At 32.7% G+C, this 16,492-nt stretch carries 17 protein-coding genes and 3 tRNA genes; 10 read left to right on the top strand and 10 right to left on the bottom strand.

The window, feature by feature from the left end; genetic code table 11:
• Positions 1-73: 73 nt before the first annotated feature.
• Complete coding sequence (locus NLG42_RS00300; RefSeq protein WP_257682695.1) at positions 74-280, top strand: hypothetical protein; 207 nt, start codon at positions 74-76, stop codon at positions 278-280.
• Between the two features lie 212 nt (positions 281-492).
• On the opposite strand, the gene NLG42_RS00295 is transcribed toward NLG42_RS00300, so the two are convergent.
• Positions 493-900 carry a winged helix-turn-helix transcriptional regulator gene (locus NLG42_RS00295; protein WP_257682694.1) on the bottom strand — a complete coding sequence of 136 codons (408 nt, stop codon included), beginning with the start codon at positions 898-900 and terminating at the stop codon, positions 493-495.
• Between the two features lie 100 nt (positions 901-1,000).
• Here NLG42_RS00295 and NLG42_RS00290 point away from each other — a divergent pair, with 100 nt between their 5' ends.
• Both NLG42_RS00290 and NLG42_RS00285 read left to right on the top strand, forming a co-directional pair.
• Entirely contained in the window at positions 1,001-1,807 is an 807-nt protein-coding gene (locus NLG42_RS00290) for an SDR family NAD(P)-dependent oxidoreductase (protein WP_257682693.1), read from the top strand.
• A gap of 28 nt (positions 1,808-1,835) precedes the next feature.
• Positions 1,836-2,840: an NADP-dependent oxidoreductase gene (locus NLG42_RS00285; RefSeq protein ID WP_257682692.1), complete on the top strand. Its 1,005-nt coding sequence runs from the start codon at positions 1,836-1,838 to the stop codon at positions 2,838-2,840.
• 244 nt (positions 2,841-3,084) lie between these two features.
• On the opposite strand, the gene NLG42_RS00280 is transcribed toward NLG42_RS00285, so the two are convergent.
• The 3 genes from NLG42_RS00280 to NLG42_RS00270 all read right to left on the bottom strand — a co-directional run bounded on the left by NLG42_RS00280 (position 3,085) and on the right by NLG42_RS00270 (position 3,398).
• Positions 3,085-3,167 (bottom strand) — tRNA-Leu (locus tag NLG42_RS00280).
• 44 nt (positions 3,168-3,211) lie between these two features.
• Positions 3,212-3,284: transfer RNA gene (locus tag NLG42_RS00275), tRNA-Lys, on the bottom strand.
• A 41-nt stretch (positions 3,285-3,325) separates the two neighbouring features.
• Positions 3,326-3,398, bottom strand: a tRNA-Lys gene (locus NLG42_RS00270).
• A gap of 127 nt (positions 3,399-3,525) precedes the next feature.
• Between NLG42_RS00270 and NLG42_RS00265 the strand changes: the two genes are divergently transcribed.
• Positions 3,526-4,044 (top strand): shikimate kinase, encoded by a 519-nt coding sequence (locus tag NLG42_RS00265; protein ID WP_257682691.1) that lies wholly within the window; start codon positions 3,526-3,528, stop codon positions 4,042-4,044.
• Here NLG42_RS00265 and NLG42_RS00260 read toward each other — a convergent pair.
• Complete coding sequence (locus NLG42_RS00260; RefSeq protein WP_089057260.1) at positions 4,036-4,536, bottom strand: phosphoribosyltransferase family protein; 501 nt, start codon at positions 4,534-4,536, stop codon at positions 4,036-4,038. The two genes, NLG42_RS00265 and NLG42_RS00260, sit on opposite strands and share 9 nt — an antisense overlap.
• 166 nt (positions 4,537-4,702) lie before the next feature.
• Positions 4,703-5,092: an RNA-binding S4 domain-containing protein gene (locus tag NLG42_RS00255; RefSeq protein WP_089057296.1), complete on the bottom strand. Its 390-nt coding sequence runs from the start codon at positions 5,090-5,092 to the stop codon at positions 4,703-4,705.
• A 79-nt stretch (positions 5,093-5,171) separates the two neighbouring features.
• Here NLG42_RS00255 and NLG42_RS00250 point away from each other — a divergent pair, with 79 nt between their 5' ends.
• Positions 5,172-6,332 (top strand): FKBP-type peptidyl-prolyl cis-trans isomerase, encoded by a 1,161-nt coding sequence (locus NLG42_RS00250; RefSeq protein ID WP_089057259.1) that lies wholly within the window; start codon positions 5,172-5,174, stop codon positions 6,330-6,332.
• Positions 6,333-6,588: 256 nt separating this feature from the next.
• On the opposite strand, the gene NLG42_RS00245 is transcribed toward NLG42_RS00250, so the two are convergent.
• The 4 genes from NLG42_RS00245 to NLG42_RS00230 form a co-directional block, all read right to left on the bottom strand.
• The gene (locus NLG42_RS00245) at positions 6,589-7,542 is read right to left on the bottom strand and encodes a transketolase family protein (RefSeq protein ID WP_089054235.1); all 954 of its coding nucleotides are present in this window, start codon (positions 7,540-7,542) and stop codon (positions 6,589-6,591) included.
• Positions 7,543-7,546: 4 nt separating this feature from the next.
• Positions 7,547-8,221, bottom strand: coding sequence for a hypothetical protein (locus NLG42_RS00240; RefSeq protein WP_257682690.1), 675 nt, complete (start codon positions 8,219-8,221; stop codon positions 7,547-7,549).
• Positions 8,222-8,233: 12 nt separating this feature from the next.
• Positions 8,234-9,082, bottom strand: coding sequence for a transketolase (locus tag NLG42_RS00235; RefSeq protein ID WP_089057257.1), 849 nt, complete (start codon positions 9,080-9,082; stop codon positions 8,234-8,236).
• 199 nt (positions 9,083-9,281) lie between these two features.
• Positions 9,282-10,142: a polysaccharide deacetylase family protein gene (locus NLG42_RS00230; protein WP_257682689.1), complete on the bottom strand. Its 861-nt coding sequence runs from the start codon at positions 10,140-10,142 to the stop codon at positions 9,282-9,284.
• A gap of 228 nt (positions 10,143-10,370) precedes the next feature.
• Here NLG42_RS00230 and tgt point away from each other — a divergent pair, with 228 nt between their 5' ends.
• From tgt to dnaB, 5 genes are all read left to right on the top strand, one after another.
• Entirely contained in the window at positions 10,371-11,501 is a 1,131-nt protein-coding gene (gene tgt / locus NLG42_RS00225) for a tRNA guanosine(34) transglycosylase Tgt (RefSeq protein ID WP_089057255.1), read from the top strand.
• Positions 11,502-11,598: 97 nt separating this feature from the next.
• Positions 11,599-12,687: an LptF/LptG family permease gene (locus tag NLG42_RS00220; RefSeq protein WP_089057254.1), complete on the top strand. Its 1,089-nt coding sequence runs from the start codon at positions 11,599-11,601 to the stop codon at positions 12,685-12,687.
• The gene (locus NLG42_RS00215; RefSeq protein ID WP_089054214.1) at positions 12,674-13,561 is read left to right on the top strand and encodes a DMT family transporter; all 888 of its coding nucleotides are present in this window, start codon (positions 12,674-12,676) and stop codon (positions 13,559-13,561) included. The genes NLG42_RS00220 and NLG42_RS00215 overlap by 14 nt, the downstream gene beginning before the upstream one ends.
• 111 nt (positions 13,562-13,672) lie before the next feature.
• A complete protein-coding gene (locus NLG42_RS00210) occupies positions 13,673-14,626 on the top strand; it encodes an acetyl-CoA carboxylase carboxyltransferase subunit alpha (RefSeq protein ID WP_099720663.1) in 954 nt (317 codons plus the stop codon).
• Between the two features lie 140 nt (positions 14,627-14,766).
• Entirely contained in the window at positions 14,767-16,311 is a 1,545-nt protein-coding gene (gene dnaB, locus NLG42_RS00205; RefSeq protein ID WP_089057252.1) for a replicative DNA helicase, read from the top strand.
• Positions 16,312-16,492: the final 181 nt, after the last annotated feature.

Here is a 16,492-nt window from a genome sequence, read left to right as displayed (position 1 = left end):
GTATAGATAGGGCTAATATAAAAAATATCAAATTTAGTTTGAATATGAAAATAAAAAACGGATTGCTCTAAAAATGAAAAACCTTGATTTAGTTCAAATACATCCTGTATTTTGCATCAAACGAAAAAAGCTTGAGAATCTAGATTTTCAAGCTTTTACTTTTTTAAGTGATCTTCACGATACAGAATTCAATCCTCTTGTTAGAAGATTTGAATCTTTTGAGTACAATATTAATGTAATTATAAGTCGTTGGGAGTTATTATTAAAACCGTCTGTTTAAGTTTTTTTTGTCTAATGAAATGGGATAAAAAATAGATTGAGAACCAGTTTTTAGTGCTAAATTTTTTACTTCTCCATATATTTTTTTTTAAATCACTCAAACTGACGAAAATTTAACTTTAAAACCTAATTACGTCCAACGGGTTAATTATAAAAGTCATTTCCACTTAAGCGCTTATTCGAGATGAGTATAATAAATTGTTTAATCTACTATCAACTTTCAAGATTTTTAGTAAGATTCTCTATAAACCCAGTTTTATCTTTTTTTATTATTTCAAGCATTGCTTTTTTTTCTTCTGAAATAGGGAAATGTTTTTCAAACCACAAATGCATTTCAATTAGTACGGGCAGCAGATCAATTCCTTTTCTTGTCAGTTTGTATAATACTTTTGCTTTACTTTTTGGATGCTCTAATTTTTCAATTACCTTATTCTCCTCCAGCATAAGCAATCTGCTGGCCAATATATTTGTAGCAATTCCTTCAGCAGATTTTAAAAAATCTCCATAAGTACACTCTTTTGCAAACATCAAATCTCTAATAATTAGAAACGACCACTTATCTCCAAACACGTCTAAAGTACAGCTAATAGGGCATTCTGACCTTTTTTTTACTTCTTTCATAAAAATAATTTTAAAAACTACTTGTATTTTGCAAGTAAATAATATATTTGTACTTGCAAAACGCAAGCAAATTTACAAATAAGTTTTTAATACAGATAAAATGAAGCAAACAATTTTGATAACAGGCGCATCATCAGGTTTTGGGCTTCTGTTGGCTAATAAACTCCATGAAAGTGGTAATTTAGTAATTGGTACAAGCAGGAATCCAGAAAAATTTCAATCAAAAGTTCCATTTAAACTGCTAAAACTAGATATTGATGACGATAAATCAATTTACTCTTTTGGCAAGGAATTATTCAATCATATTAGTCAATTAGATGTATTGATAAACAATGCTGGTTTTTATTTGTCAGGACTTGCTGAAGAAACAACTATTGAGCAAGGAAGGAAACAATTGGAAACAAATTTTTGGGGAACTGTAAAACTTACAAATGAGCTGTTACCTCAATTTAGAAAACAACGCTTTGGCAAAATAATCACAGTTGGTTCTATCATGGGATTAATCAGTCTTCCTGGCGGTGCTTACTATGGTGCTTCCAAGCATGCTCTTGAAGGTTATTTTAAATCTTTACGTTTTGAACTTAATGAGTTTAATATAAAGGTATCTTTAGTAGAGCCAATGGGTTTCAAAAGTAATATAGTTACAAACTCTAGAATTGCTTCAAATAAAATAAGTGATTACAACACATACCGAAGCAAACTTGAAGCATATACTAAAGATTTATTCGATAAAGCGCCTGAGCCGACTCCTGTTATAAATGCTATACTAAAATTGGTTAGCGATAAAGATCCGAAGTTTAGTCATCCCGTTGGAAAAGGAGCATCAATATTAGTTGGGTTGCAGCTTTTCGCATATAAAACTTTTGAAAAAGCTATCATAAAGAATATAAATAAGGCAAAATTTTAAATAATTTTTCTAACTACAGCCAAAACAAATGAAAGCATTTATTATAAAAAAATACAGTAAAAAAGAAAAACTGCAACTTACCGAAGTATCGAAGCCAATTGCAAAAGAAAATGAAGTTTTGGTGCAAATTCACGCAGCAGGTGTCAATCTTTTAGATTCTATGATAAAACGAGGAGAATTTAAAATCTTTTTGCCTTATAAAACTCCGCTCATAAACGGGCATGATATGGCGGGAACTGTGGTTGGAGTTGGTTCGGGTGTGAAGAATTTTAAGATTGGAGATGAAGTTTATTCAAGAGTCGATGATTATAGAATAGGTACTTTTGCTGAATATATTTCTGTACATGAAAGTGATTTAGCAATTAAGCCAAAAAATTTGACAATGGAGGAAGCCGCTTCTATTCCATTAGTTGGATTAACTTCCTGGCAGGCTCTTGTTGAAATTGGTAATATTAAAAAAGGACAAAAAGTTTTCATTCAAGCTGGCTCTGGAGGTGTAGGCACTTTTGCAATTCAATTAGCGAAGTATTTGGGAGCTTTTGTGGCAACAACAACGAGTACAACTAATATAGATTTAGTAAAAAGGCTAGGTGCTGATTTAGTGATTGACTACAAAAAAGAAGATTTTGAAACAAAATTGAAAGATTACGATTTGGTGTTACATAGCAATCGTGACCCGAAAATTCTTGAAAAATCACTCGCGGTATTAAAATCCGGCGGACAATTAATCTCTCTGGTTGGACCGCCTACTCCTGAGTTTGCAGAAGAAATAGGTTTGCCGTGGTATTTAAAATTAGTAACAAAGTTATTAAGTTTCAGTGCTAAGAAAAAAGCAAAGAAGACAAATACAATGTTTAAATTCTTGTTTATGAGAGCTGAAGGAAGTCAGTTAAAGCAAATTACCCAGTTAATCGAATCTGGGGCTATAGAACCGGTTATTGATAAGATATTTTCTTTTGAACAAACCAACGATGCAATGTTATATGTTGAATCTGGTCGTACGAAGGGTAAAGTTGTAATTAAAGTAAAATAAAGCCATGTAACGAAAACGGGTGTTGACTAAAAAAGAAGCTGTCTTAAAGTCTTTTTTAAATTTTGAATATAGTAAATACTCGTAGATATTTCATAACATAGCATCTAAGTTAAAAATAAATGATTTGAAGTAATGGATTCAAAAAATACAATATTCTTTTGATAAAGCAAATCTATGGGTGATTTAGGAGAAACCATAAAAAAGCCTGTAAAATCAATATTTTACAGGCTTTTTAATTTTCTTGTGACCATGGAGGGATTTGAACCCTCACGCCCTTGCGAGCACCACCCCCTCAAGATGGCGAGTCTACCGTTTCTCCACATGGCCTAAAATGAAAAAAGGTCGAGTAAATTAATACTCGACCTTTTTTGTGACCCGACTGGGGCTCGAACCCAGGACCCCATCATTAAAAGTGATGTGCTCTACCAACTGAGCTATCGAGTCATTGCTATCAAGGAAAGTGTTTTGTTAAATCACAAAGTTTGTGACCCGACTGGGGCTCGAACCCAGGACCCCATCATTAAAAGTGATGTGCTCTACCAACTGAGCTATCGAGTCATATTCTTTCCTTGAATGCGGGTGCAAATATAAGGAGTTTATTTTATTATTTGCAAGCATTTTTATTATAAATTTGTCTTTTTTTAATCAAAATTTACAACGCCTTAATTTATAGGTTATTATTAAAATGAAAAAGATTGTATTATTAGGATATATGGGTTGCGGAAAGTCAACAATTGCCCAAAACTTATCAAAAATTACAGAAATTCCGTTTTTAGATTTAGATGTTTGCATCGAAAAAAAGGCAAATTTGTCTATAAAAGAGATTTTTGAGCAGCATGGAGAAATTTATTTTCGAAAATTAGAGCATGAAATGTTCTTAGAATTGCTGCAATCGCCAGAAAATTATATTATAGGTTTGGGTGGAGGAACTCCATGTTATGCGAATAATCATTTATTATTGCAGAATCAGGATCTTGTTTCAATTTATTTAAAGGCGTCTATAGATACTTTGCATAATAGATTAGTACATAATAAGAGTAAACGCCCTTTGATAGCTGATATGAATGAAGGGGAAATGAAAGAGTTTATCGCAAAACATTTGTTCGATAGAAGTTTTTACTACAACCACGCGCAATTTAAGGTTGTGGTTGATGATAAAACTGTCGAAGAAACTGTTGAGGATATTTTGAAGATTCTAGCTTAAAAAGGCTGAATCGCCGTTGTTCTCGTCAAAAACAACCTGAACGTGCTCCAGTAAAGAAGTAGATAGTGATATTCCTTTAAAATCTGCCTTTACAGGATACTTCTTGTGATTTCGATCAACTAAGACGGCTGTTTTGAATTTTTTTAATGGAACGTCTAAGAAATGGCGAACAGCGTAGATTAAAGTTGTGCCCGAATTTAAAACGTCATCAACTAATACTAGTCCTTTATTTTCGTATTCTTCTTTTGATAAAGAAGTGTGAATAGGTAACTGCGGATTTTGTTTATTGATTTTAACTTCGCATAGAGAAACTTTTAGTGTTGAAATCTCACTTAGAGCTGAAGCAATTTTTTGAGCAAAAATAGATCCGTTAGATGCGATACCGGCGATAACAACTTCATTTTCGTCAACAAATGTCTCGTAAATTTGATATGCGATACGTTTTATTTTATGTTCGATTTCCTGATTGGTTAAAATGATGTTTTTGCTCATGATTTATTTTTTTTGCTAATATAATTAATTTAAAGTCCAATATAAAAGATCCAAATTCCAATTTTGTGAAAGGAAGTTTTAAATTACATGGTTGAGGTTTTGAGTTTATATAGTATGGTTTTATAGGAAGTAAATTTTGGAATTTGAAATTCCAAAAAATGAGAATTTAATTTTCCTCATCTTCATCAATAATGTCATTTCCGTATTCGTCAATGTCTCTTCTGTCTTTTTTGGTTGGCCTTCCTGTACCACTTTTTCGGTAATGCTCTTTGGAGAGTTTTAACAGTTCAAGATGAGCGTAAGCTTCGGGAGGAGTTTCGTTTTTACGATATATATCGACTAGTTTTGCTCCAACACGATTTTCAGGAATATCAAGTACAGTTATAATTTGAGTGATTTGATCCTTTCTAAAGGTAATTCGGTCAGTAGGAAAAACTTCTTTAGAAGGCTTTGCAACCTGCCCATTTACAGTAATATGGTTCTTTTTGCAGGCCTCGGTAACCATATTTCTGGTCTTGTAATACCGAACGCACCACAGGTATTTATCTATTCGCATAATTTTTCTAAAATCAAAGTTAAATTCTTTACAAAAATAAATCAATATTGTATCTTGCGCACCTAAAAAAATGACAATAATGAACAAATTTAAATATTATTTTATTTTATTGCTTGCAGGTATTTCTTTGGTTTCCTGTTCTAAAAAGGACGATGATGAGGATGTGGTGGTGGTGCCAGTAAGAGATTATGCTGAACAGTATAAAGCAGATAATGATTCTATTATTAAATATTTAAAGACTAATTATATTGATAATGTAACACCTGATTTGGATATTACAATTAAAAAAATTCCAGCAGGAGGGACACAAGTGTCTATTTGGGATCAAAAAGAGTATCCTTTGCAAACTAGACCTGTTTATAATCGTGATGTTAATTACACTGTTTATTATTTAAGTTTAAGAAAAGGGACAGGTCAAGCGCCATGTAATACCGATAAAATTTTTACCGCTTATAGAGGTAGTTTGTTAAATGGAACTGTTTTTGATGATTCTTATGGGCTTGCAAGAGATTTTGAGTTGTACTTGTATCAAGCCTTAGGAGCTCCTATCGATGGCTGGGGTGAAATTTTTCCTCAGTTTAAAACGGGTACTTCAAAAACGTCTGATCAAGGTGTTGTTACGTATGAAAATTATGGTGCAGGAGTTATGTTTTTGCCTTCAGGACTTGCGTATTATGCCAATCCTCCTGCTTCAGGAAAAATACCAGCATATGCTCCTTTAGTTTTTAGTTTTAAATTATATGATCTTCAAAGGTTGGATCATGAGTACACAACTTTATCAAATGGTACAACAGTTACTGTAGGTGATGGTGTTCCAGATTATTTAGAAGATCTTAATGGTGATGGTTATCTTTATGATGTTAGAGATAAAGTAAGATATCCTAATCCTCCAGCTAATTTTGCTGATGATACAGATGGTGATGGAATTTCTGATTTCTTAGATCTTGATGATGATGGAGATGGTTTTAGTACTAGATTTGAGGTTACGAAACCAGCAGATGCTCCTAATACAGGTATAAGTAAGTATTATCCTTGGAATCCTATTGGAGATGATCCTGCTACACCAAATGTAGATGAAACGGAGCTTTATGGTGTGCCTAGAAGGCCAACAGGAGCGCTTACAGATCCTTCGAAACCGGAATCAATTAATAATCCTAGAAAATTTATTGAAGACGATTATAAGGCAAATCCAAGATTAAGAATTTATTTGGATAAAACTTATCCATATCAAAAGAATTAGATTTATTGAAATATATGAAAAACCTCGAAATGTGAATTTCGAGGTTTTTTTTATGTTCAAGGGAATTAAGAATTACTTTTCAGTCATATAATAATTCAAGAAAATCTATTGAAGATGATTATAGAGTGAATTCAAGACTGATTTTTTTTTTAGATAAACTTACAATGTTAAAAGAATTAAATCTGTAATAAGTACATATAAAAAAGCCTCGAAATGTAAATTTCGAGGCTTTTTTTATGTTTAAGAAAATTGAAAATTATTTTCTTTTGATAACTCTTTCTACAGCTTCAACAATTGCTTGATTGTTTAGTTTGTATTTTTCCATTAGCTGCTCTGGAGTTCCAGATTCACCAAAACTATCCTGTACCGCTACAAATTCTTGTGGAGTAGGATTGTTTAAAGCTAATACTCCTGAAATGCTTTCTCCAAGACCTCCAAGATAGTTGTGCTCTTCAGCAGTAACTATACATTTCGTTTTAGCAACCGATTTAAGAATAGCTTCTTCGTCAAGAGGTTTGATCGTGTGGATGTTGATTACTTCAGCAGAAATTCCTTTTGCTTCTAAAGCTTCAGCAGCAATTAGTGCTTCCCAAACTAAGTGACCTGTTGCAACGATTGTTACATCAGTTCCTTCGTTTAATAAAATTGCTTTTCCAATTACGAATGGTTCGTCAGCAGGAGTAAAGTTAGCTACGACTGGACGTCCAAAACGTAAATAAGCTGGTCCGTGGTGATCTGCTAATGCAATAGTAGCGGCTTTCGTCTGGTTGTAGTCACAAGTGTTAATTACAGTCATTCCTGGCAGCATTTTCATTAATCCGATGTCTTCTAGAATTTGGTGAGTTGCACCGTCTTCTCCTAATGTTAAACCAGCATGAGATGCACAGATTTTTACATTTTTATCAGAATAAGCAACAGATTGACGGATTTGATCGTAAACTCTTCCTGTTGAGAAGTTAGCGAAAGTTCCTGTAAAAGGAATTTTACCTCCAATTGTTAAACCAGCAGCAATTCCGATCATGTTAGCTTCAGCGATTCCAATTTGGAAAAAACGCTCAGGATGATTTTTCTTGAAATCATCAAATTTTAATGATCCAATTAAATCGGCACATAATGCCACAACGTTTTCGTTTTTCTGACCTAGTTCAGTCATTCCCGCTCCAAAACCAGAACGAGTATCTTTACTTCCTGTATTTTCGTATTTTTTCATAGCTTTAATTTGCTGTAATATTTTTGTTTTTAATGTCTAAGCTAAAATCTATTTCTTCAATTTTTAAAAGTTTACGAAAATATATTTTCTTTCCTTTTTCAATAAAATAAGAGCTAGTTATAACTTCATTATTTTTTAATCTAAATTTTTGACACCATAAAGGAGATGCTAGGATTCTGAAATTAAAATGTTGATTTTTTGAAATTTCAGATGAGGCAGTTTCATAAAATGATTCATTAACTAATTTTCTTTTTCTATCGTTTTTGAATTGTTTGATGTTGATGTTTTTTACATTGTCTTTCAAAAAATATAAAACTTCATAGAAATATCCATTTTTTTGCAATTTACAATAATCAGTATTATAAGGAAAAGAAATGGAGCTGGATAATAAACTTATATCATTTACTGTGTTTTTATGAGACTCATCTTTATATATGAAATTTTTCCCTCTTGCTAGATCAACCAATATGGCACTTGATATAGTATCTTTAATTTTGGTTATTTTAAGGATATATGTGCTGTCTTTTGAATTAGAATAATTGTATTCGAATTGACTATTATTACCAGTTAAAGAATCCTTGTCAAATTTGTAAAGGGTGTAATAATCAAAATGATATTCTTGAGAAAAAACATTTTGAAACAGAATTAAAAAAAATAAAGATGCAAAATGTTTTTTCATCAATCAATTAATTTAATAGTCTGCTAAAGTTGAAATGTTTTGAGCTAAAGCACTTGCCAATTGATCATTGTTTGGTGCTTTTCCATGCCATGCATGTGTATGCATCATAAAGTCAACCCCGTTACCCATTTCTGTATGTAATAAAATACAAACTGGTTTTCCTTTTCCTGTTCTTGATTTTGCATCAGTTAAACCAGCGATTATTGCATCGATATTGTTTCCTTCTTTGATCTCAAGAACATCCCAGTCAAAAGCTTCGAATTTGGCACGAAGACTTCCCATTGCTAGAACTTCATCAGTTGTTCCGTCAATTTGTTTTCCGTTAACGTCGATTGTTGCAATAAGGTTGTCTACTTTTTTAGCAGAAGCATACATGATAGCTTCCCAGTTTTGACCTTCTTGTAATTCTCCGTCTCCGTGAAGAGTATAGATTAAATGATTGTCGTTATTTAATTTTTTAGCCTGAGCAGCACCAAGAGCTACAGATAAACCTTGTCCTAATGATCCAGAAGCCATACGAACTCCAGGTAATCCTTCGTGAGTTGTTGGGTGTCCTTGTAAACGAGAGTTTAATAATCTGAAAGTAGCAAGTTCTGAGATTGGGAAATAACCGCTTCGAGCTAAAACGCTGTAAAATACTGGCGAGATGTGACCGTTTGATAAAAAGAAGATGTCTTCTCCAATTCCATCCATGTCAAAACCTTCTTTACGATCCATAATGTTTTGGTATAGAGTTACCAAAAATTCAGTACAACCTAATGAACCACCTGGGTGACCTGAGTTGACAGCATGTACCATTCTAAGAATGTCTCTTCTTACTTGGATCGTTAAATCGCTTAATTGTTGTGTGTTAGGCTTCATTTTATATGTAAAAGTTAAACTGGAGCAAAAGTAATTTTTATTTTGCGGGCTGACAAATGATTTTTTGCTTTAGTTTGTCGCAATTGTTAAATTATACCGCTTTTTTCCAGATAAAGTATGAAATAGAAAAATTTTAAGATCGTGTGTGAAATTTTCGATGCAAATAGAAATGATTATAGGATGGCCAAAAGTTGATAAACTATATGATTTTGCTAATCTCTTTCCATGTGACTAATTGAATGTTGTTTTCTTTAAGCTTTAATTTGCATTCATCACTAGTAAAAAAATCAAAGTCAATTTGGCGCCATTCTGATCCAAAATTGGGATGATTAATTGTAATGCCCTGCATTTCAAAATCATCAAAAGCGGGATGAAGTAAGAAAACATTAAATCCCGGAATAACGTTGTCTAAAGCTTTTTTATATGATTTTCTGAGTTCTCCTTTTTCAAAATCTGTGTAGTATCCAATTAGGAGATTATCTGCTAGAAGAGTATTTGTGAAATCATACTTTTCATTTGATAAACTAATTGATTCTACAAAGTCTTTATTAATGAAAACAGGTAAGTTGTATGTTTTTCCTAACTCTTTGTAAATTTCTAAAATTTCGGGAGTTACGCCAACGCTGCACATATGTGAATCTAGATGTGTGGGAATAATGCCAAATTGTAAGGCTTTTTCAATTTGAGCAGTAAGCTCTTTTTTAATTTCAGAAGGTTTTGCGTTGTTTTGGAAATCTTTTCTGGTTTTGTAAAAGTATCCATTTTGATCAACTAAACTTGAAACTTCAGATATGGGAAGAACTGGTCCGAATTTGTAATTTTCCCATTCGCAAGTCAGTGTTAAATGAATTCCGCAATCATAATTTGGGTTGTTTTTAGCAAATGTCGCCATTTCATGAAACCATGGACATGGCACCATTATACTGTAGGAGTTTACAGATCCATCTTGAAGTGCTTTTATAGTGGCTTGATTTTCGGAATGTGATAATCCGGCATCGTCGGCATGAATGATTAATAATTTGGTGTTTTCGGGATATCCAAGTTTTTGAGCTAAGTTCATTAATTTGTTTTTTTTGTGTATAGTCGCGATTGTTGTCGAGATGCAGATTAAGCAGTGTTTTATTTCTGGGTTTTATTCAAATTTAAAAAAATCTTATTAAAATGTCACATCTTTTTGTTTCAGTCTGTTTGGTTTTGCTTTATTATCGAATGGTCAAATTTTCTAATTATCGAATTAATTAAATTTTCCTGAAATTAGCCTATCTTTGCCGACTGAAAAAAGAAACAAATGAAGTTCGATTTATTACAAAAAGATCCGCAGTCTAAAGCGAGAGCGGGAAGTATAACTACAGATCACGGCGTAATCGAAACGCCTATTTTTATGCCTGTTGGAACGGTGGCTTCTGTAAAAGGAGTGCATCAGCGTGAATTGAAAGATGATATTAATCCAGATATTATTCTTGGAAATACATACCATTTATATTTACGTCCACAGACAGAAATTCTTGAAAAAGCTGGTGGATTACATAAATTCATGAATTGGGATCGTAATATTTTGACCGATTCTGGTGGATATCAAGTATATTCTCTTTCGAACAATCGAAAAATTAAGGAAGAAGGAGTAAAGTTTAAATCGCATATCGACGGTTCATATCACTTTTTTTCACCAGAGAGTGTAATGGAAATTCAGCGTACAATTGGTGCTGATATTATTATGGCTTTTGATGAGTGTACTCCGTATCCTTGCGATTATAGATATGCACAAAGATCAATGCATATGACACACCGTTGGTTAGATCGTTGTATTAATCATTTGGATAAAGTGCCATATAAATATGGCTACGAGCAGACATTTTTTCCAATTGTTCAGGGAAGTACATATAAAGATCTACGTCGCCAGTCTGCAGAATACATTGCAAACGCTGGTCAACAGGGAAATGCAATTGGAGGATTGTCAGTTGGGGAACCTGCAGAGGAAATGTATGCAATGACTGAAGTAGTTTGTGAAATACTTCCAGAAGATAAACCACGTTATTTAATGGGAGTTGGAACTCCAATAAATATATTAGAAAATATTGCGTTAGGTATTGATATGTTTGACTGTGTTATGCCAACGCGTAACGCGAGAAACGGAATGTTGTTTACTGCAAATGGAACAATCAATATTAAAAATAAAAAGTGGGAGGCTGATTTTTCTCCTATCGACGAAATGGGACATACTTTTGTAGATACAGAATACACAAAAGCATATTTACGTCACTTATTTGCAGCTAACGAATATTTAGGAAAACAAATTGCGACGATTCATAATCTTGGTTTTTACATGTGGTTGGTTCGTGAAGCTAGAAAACATATCTTAGCCGGCGATTTTAGACCATGGAAAGAAATGATGGTTAAAAACATGAGTCAAAGACTATAAATAAAGAGTTTCAAGTTTTATTAGTTTCAAGTTTCGAATAGCAACCTGAAACTTGAAACGTGAAACCTGAAGTTTTTAAATTTGAAACAAAATTTATATGTTAACAATAATAGATAAATACATCTTAAAAAGATATCTTGGAACTTTTTCTGTGATGCTGCTTTTGTTTGCGCCAATTGGAATTGTAATTGATGTATCTGAGAAAGTTAATAAGATGCTGGAAAACAAGATTCCGTTTATGGATATTGCGCTCTATTATTACAATTTTACTATTTACTTTATAAATTCCTTATTTCCGATATTCCTGTTTTTGTCCGTAATTTGGTTTACGTCAAAATTGGCAAATAATACAGAGATTATTGCGATTTTAAGTTCAGGTATTTCGTATACAAGATTCTTGCGTCCTTATATTATTGGTGCTACAATTGTTTCCATTTTTGTTTTGTTAATGGGTTTTTTCATTGTTCCTGCTGCAAGTGAAGGCTATAATAATTTTAGGTATACTTATTTAAAAGGAAATGGTAAAGAACTTATGCGGGGTGAAAATACAAATGTTTACAGACAGATAAATGATCATGATTTTATATTTGTAAATAGTTTTAATGAGGAGTCAAAAACAGCATTTAATTTTACATTAGAGCACTTTGAGAAAGAGAAATTGACTTATAAAATTACTGCCAGTCGTATTAAGTGGGATCCAAAACTGAAAACTTATATTTTGTATGATTATACAAAAAGAACTTTAGGCGAATTGAATGATGTAATCGAAAAGGTTCCTGAAAAGAATGTCAAATTCAAATTTGAACTAGCAGATTTAACTCCTGTAGTTTATATAGCAGAAACACTTACTTTAGGAAAGCTGATTGATTTTATCGACAAAGAGAAAAAGAGAGGTTCTGGTAATATTAATATATATTTAGTAGTTCTTTATAAAAAATACAGTGTACCGGTTTCGGCCTTTATCCTAACTATTATTGCGGTTGCAGTTTCTTCTATGAAACGTCGTGGTGGAATGGGAACGAATCTTGCGATTGGAATTGCAATTGCCTTTTCATTTGTATTTTTTGATAAAATATTTGGTACACTTGCCGAAAAATCTACTTTCTCACCATTTTTAGCTGTTTGGTTCCCGAATATTGTTTTCGGAATTTTAGCAGTGTACTTATTACGTAATGCGAAACGATAATTTAAAAAGTTACCTAAATCTTCATTTAATTGTTTTTATCTGGGGATTTACGGCCATTTTAGGCGCCTTAATAACGATTGATGCCGAGAATTTAGTATGGTTTAGAATGTTGATAGCTGGAATTTTTCTGGGCGGATTTATTGTCTACAAAAAACAGTCTTTTGCTATATCTGCACAATCTTTTGCTAAGCTCATTTTTGTTGGATTATTGATAGCGCTTCACTGGATTTTTTTCTTCAAAGCGATTCATGTTTCTAATGTTTCAATAACATTGTCTATTTTTTCGCTCGGAGCTTTTTTTGCTTCTTTATTAGAACCGCTTTTTTATGGACGTAAAATTCTGTGGTATGAGGTTTTCTTTGGATTAGTTATTATCGCAGGTTTGGCCTTAATACTTCAAGTAGAAATAAAGTACCTAACGGGCGTTTATTATGCTTTAATATCAATAATTTTAGGAGTTTTGTTCACTCTAATGAATGGCAAACTTATATCAGATCATGAACCATCTTTAATTACATTTTATGAATTTGGGGCTGGAGTTTTTTTTATCACAATTTATTTTTTGGTTTTAGGAAAATTCAATGCTGACTTTTTTGTAATGTCATTAAACAATTGGGTTTTATTATTGGTTTTAGCTTCCGTTTGTACTGCTTATGCATTTACAGCTTCGGTGAAAGTGATGCAGCGATTAACGCCTTATACGGTAATGTTAACGACTAATTTAGAGCCTGTTTACGGAATTATGCTGGCTTATTTTATTCTTGGAGGAAAAGAAAAAATGAGTACAGAATTTTATATTGGCGCTTTAATAATTGTAATTACAGTTATTTTAAACGGCGTTTTTAAACATTACCAAAACAAGAAAAAACTGTAAAGTTTTACTTATTTTTAAATTACAATTTGATACTTTAATAACAATTAACTACGCCAATGATATAATATTTTTATATTTGCGGTTCGATTTAAAAACAAAATTCAAAAATCCATGGAATATTTAGATTTTGAGCTTCCAATAAAAGAACTTGAAGAACAGTTAGAAAAGTGCGTTATAATTGGAAAAGAATCTGACGTTGATGTTACGCCTACTTGTAAAGAAATCAACAAGAAATTAGTAGAGACTAAGAAAGAAATATACAAAAACCTTACTGCTTGGCAGCGTGTACAATTGTCAAGACATCCAAATAGGCCTTATACTTTAGATTATATCAGAGCAATTTGCGGTGATACTTTTTTAGAGCTTCATGGAGACAGAAACTTTAAAGATGATAAAGCAATGGTTGGCGGTCTTGGCAAAATAAACGGACAGTCGTATATGATCATTGGTCAACAAAAAGGAACTAATACTAAAACACGTCAATACCGTAATTTTGGTATGGCAAATCCTGAAGGATACCGTAAAGCTTTGCGTTTAATGAAAATGGCAGAGAAATTTGGAATTCCAGTTGTAACTTTAGTAGATACTCCGGGTGCTTATCCAGGACTTGAAGCTGAAGAACGCGGACAAGGAGAAGCTATCGCTAGAAATATTTTCGAAATGGTTCGTTTACAAGTGCCAATCATCACAATTATTGTTGGTGAAGGTGCTTCTGGAGGTGCTTTAGGAATTGGTGTTGGAGACAAAGTTTATATGTTAGAAAATACTTGGTATTCTGTAATTTCACCAGAATCATGTTCGTCTATTTTATGGAAAAGCTGGGAGTACAAAGAACGTGCTGCTGAAGCTTTGAAATTGACTTCATCTGATATGAAAAAACAAAAATTAGTTGATGATGTTATTCCTGAACCACTTGGTGGAGCACACTACGACAGAGAAACTACTTTTAAAACAGTAGCAGAATATATTACCAAAGGATATAATGAATTGAAAGACTTATCAACAGCTGAGCTAATTGCCCAAAGAATGGACAAATACAGCAATATGGGTGAGTATAAAGAGTAAATTCCTAAAATATTATTTTAAATCCGAAGCCCTGCGGTTTCGGATTTTTTTTTGGTTATCAACAAAAAAAACTTATTTATAAACACACAATAGTTATAACTAGATAACAATTTTTTTTTAAATTTTGTTACTTTCGCTATATGGAAAATTTCAAAAACGTAAACCCTATAAAAGTCGATAAAACCACTATTATTAATCTGGAAAAAGGTAAGTTACCGCCACAAGTAATAGAGATGGAAGAAGCGGTTCTTGGGGCAATGATGATAGATAAAAAAGGAGTTGATGATGTAATTGATATTTTACAGCCCGATGCTTTTTACAAAGAGTCGCATAAACATATTTTCGAGGCTATTTTACAGCTTTTTACAGAAACGCAGCCAATAGATTTGTTAACGGTTTCGAGTCAGTTAAAGAAAAATGGAAAATTAGAATTAGCAGGAGGAGATTTTTATTTAATTCAGCTTACTCAAAAGATTGCGTCTTCTGCCCATATCGAATTTCACTCCCGTATTATTCTTCAAAAATTTATTCAAAGAAGTTTGATTAGAATTTCGTCTGAAATTATCGAAGAATCATATGACGAAAGTACTGACGTATTTGATTTGTTGGATAAAGCCGAGTCAAAATTATACGAAGTAACACAAGGAAATATTAAACGTAGTTCCGAAACAGCTCAGAGTTTAGTTTTGCAAGCAAAGAAAAAAATCGAGGAAATTGCTGGTAAAGAAGGTTTGAGTGGTGTTGAAACCGGTTTTCATAATCTGGATAAACTAACTTCAGGATGGCAGCCCAGCGATTTAATTATTATTGCGGCGAGACCTGCGATGGGAAAAACAGCATTTGTACTTTCGATGGCGAGAAATATTGCTATTCAATACGGACATGGAGTAGCTTTATTCTCTTTGGAGATGGCATCAGTTCAGTTGATTACAAGGCTTATTTCTTCAGAAACAGGATTGTCATCGGAAAAACTAAGAACAGGAAAATTAGAAAAACACGAATGGGAACAGCTGAGTACTAAAGTAAAAGATTTGGAAAAAGCACCTTTGTTTATTGATGATACACCTTCACTTTCGATATTCGATTTACGTGCAAAATGCCGTCGTTTGGTTTCTCAACATAGTATCAAAATTATAATCATTGATTATTTGCAATTGATGACTGCTGGAGGAAATAATAAAGGAGGAGGAAATCGTGAGCAGGAAATTTCGACAATTTCCCGAAACTTAAAAGCCTTAGCAAAAGAGTTAAATGTTCCCGTAATTGCACTTTCGCAGTTGTCACGTGCCGTTGAAACGCGTGGATCAAGTAAGCGTCCGTTGCTTTCGGATCTTCGTGAATCTGGAGCTATTGAGCAGGATGCTGATATTGTTTCATTTTTATACCGACCAGAATATTATAAAATTGAAGAATGGGATGATGATGAAGCATCGCCAACAACAGGTCAGGCAGAAATTATGATCGCAAAACACCGTAATGGTGGTATTGAAAACATTCGATTGAAATTTATTGGACATTTAGGTAAATTTGACAACCTTGATGATTTTTCAGGTGGTTATGATGATTTACCATCAAAAATGAATCATGATGATAATCCGTTTATTACTAAAAATCTACCTTCGGCAAATGAAGCTTTTGGAAGTAATTTGAATGACGATGATGATGATAGTGATGTTCCTTTTTAATTCAAAAAAGAGACAATAAAATAAATAAATCTTTGTAAGTTAAATACTTATGAAGATTTTTTTTTGTTCAGCAGTTCCTTAACGATCTGCAATTTTGCTTAATAATATTTCTTATATAAAATTAATTCGGTAGTTTAGCAAATCCAATTAACAAATTAAATACTATTAACTAATTTAAATC

The organism is Flavobacterium plurextorum (genome assembly GCF_024638035.1).
GTDB classification, from domain to species: domain Bacteria; phylum Bacteroidota; class Bacteroidia; order Flavobacteriales; family Flavobacteriaceae; genus Flavobacterium; species Flavobacterium plurextorum.
Note: the sequence above shows the minus strand (reverse complement) of the source record. Positions and strands in the feature narration are given on the sequence as shown.

What these genes read in the sequence shown, in the direction of transcription:
- NLG42_RS00300 (WP_257682695.1), top strand. Translation starts at nt 74, where the DNA reads ATGAAAAACCTTGATTTAGTTCAAATACATCCTGTATTTTGCATCAAA.
- NLG42_RS00295 (WP_257682694.1), bottom strand. Translation starts at nt 900, where the DNA reads ATGAAAGAAGTAAAAAAAAGGTCAGAATGCCCTATTAGCTGTACTTTA.
- NLG42_RS00290 (WP_257682693.1), top strand. Translation starts at nt 1,001, where the DNA reads ATGAAGCAAACAATTTTGATAACAGGCGCATCATCAGGTTTTGGGCTT.
- NLG42_RS00285 (WP_257682692.1), top strand. Translation starts at nt 1,836, where the DNA reads ATGAAAGCATTTATTATAAAAAAATACAGTAAAAAAGAAAAACTGCAA.
- NLG42_RS00265 (WP_257682691.1), top strand. Translation starts at nt 3,526, where the DNA reads ATGAAAAAGATTGTATTATTAGGATATATGGGTTGCGGAAAGTCAACA.
- NLG42_RS00260 (WP_089057260.1), bottom strand. Translation starts at nt 4,536, where the DNA reads ATGAGCAAAAACATCATTTTAACCAATCAGGAAATCGAACATAAAATA.
- NLG42_RS00255 (WP_089057296.1), bottom strand. Translation starts at nt 5,092, where the DNA reads ATGCGAATAGATAAATACCTGTGGTGCGTTCGGTATTACAAGACCAGA.
- NLG42_RS00250 (WP_089057259.1), top strand. Translation starts at nt 5,172, where the DNA reads ATGAACAAATTTAAATATTATTTTATTTTATTGCTTGCAGGTATTTCT.
- NLG42_RS00245 (WP_089054235.1), bottom strand. Translation starts at nt 7,542, where the DNA reads ATGAAAAAATACGAAAATACAGGAAGTAAAGATACTCGTTCTGGTTTT.
- NLG42_RS00240 (WP_257682690.1), bottom strand. Translation starts at nt 8,221, where the DNA reads ATGAAAAAACATTTTGCATCTTTATTTTTTTTAATTCTGTTTCAAAAT.
- NLG42_RS00235 (WP_089057257.1), bottom strand. Translation starts at nt 9,082, where the DNA reads ATGAAGCCTAACACACAACAATTAAGCGATTTAACGATCCAAGTAAGA.
- NLG42_RS00230 (WP_257682689.1), bottom strand. Translation starts at nt 10,142, where the DNA reads ATGAACTTAGCTCAAAAACTTGGATATCCCGAAAACACCAAATTATTA.
- tgt (WP_089057255.1), top strand. Translation starts at nt 10,371, where the DNA reads ATGAAGTTCGATTTATTACAAAAAGATCCGCAGTCTAAAGCGAGAGCG.
- NLG42_RS00220 (WP_089057254.1), top strand. Translation starts at nt 11,599, where the DNA reads ATGTTAACAATAATAGATAAATACATCTTAAAAAGATATCTTGGAACT.
- NLG42_RS00215 (WP_089054214.1), top strand. Translation starts at nt 12,674, where the DNA reads ATGCGAAACGATAATTTAAAAAGTTACCTAAATCTTCATTTAATTGTT.
- NLG42_RS00210 (WP_099720663.1), top strand. Translation starts at nt 13,673, where the DNA reads ATGGAATATTTAGATTTTGAGCTTCCAATAAAAGAACTTGAAGAACAG.
- dnaB (WP_089057252.1), top strand. Translation starts at nt 14,767, where the DNA reads ATGGAAAATTTCAAAAACGTAAACCCTATAAAAGTCGATAAAACCACT.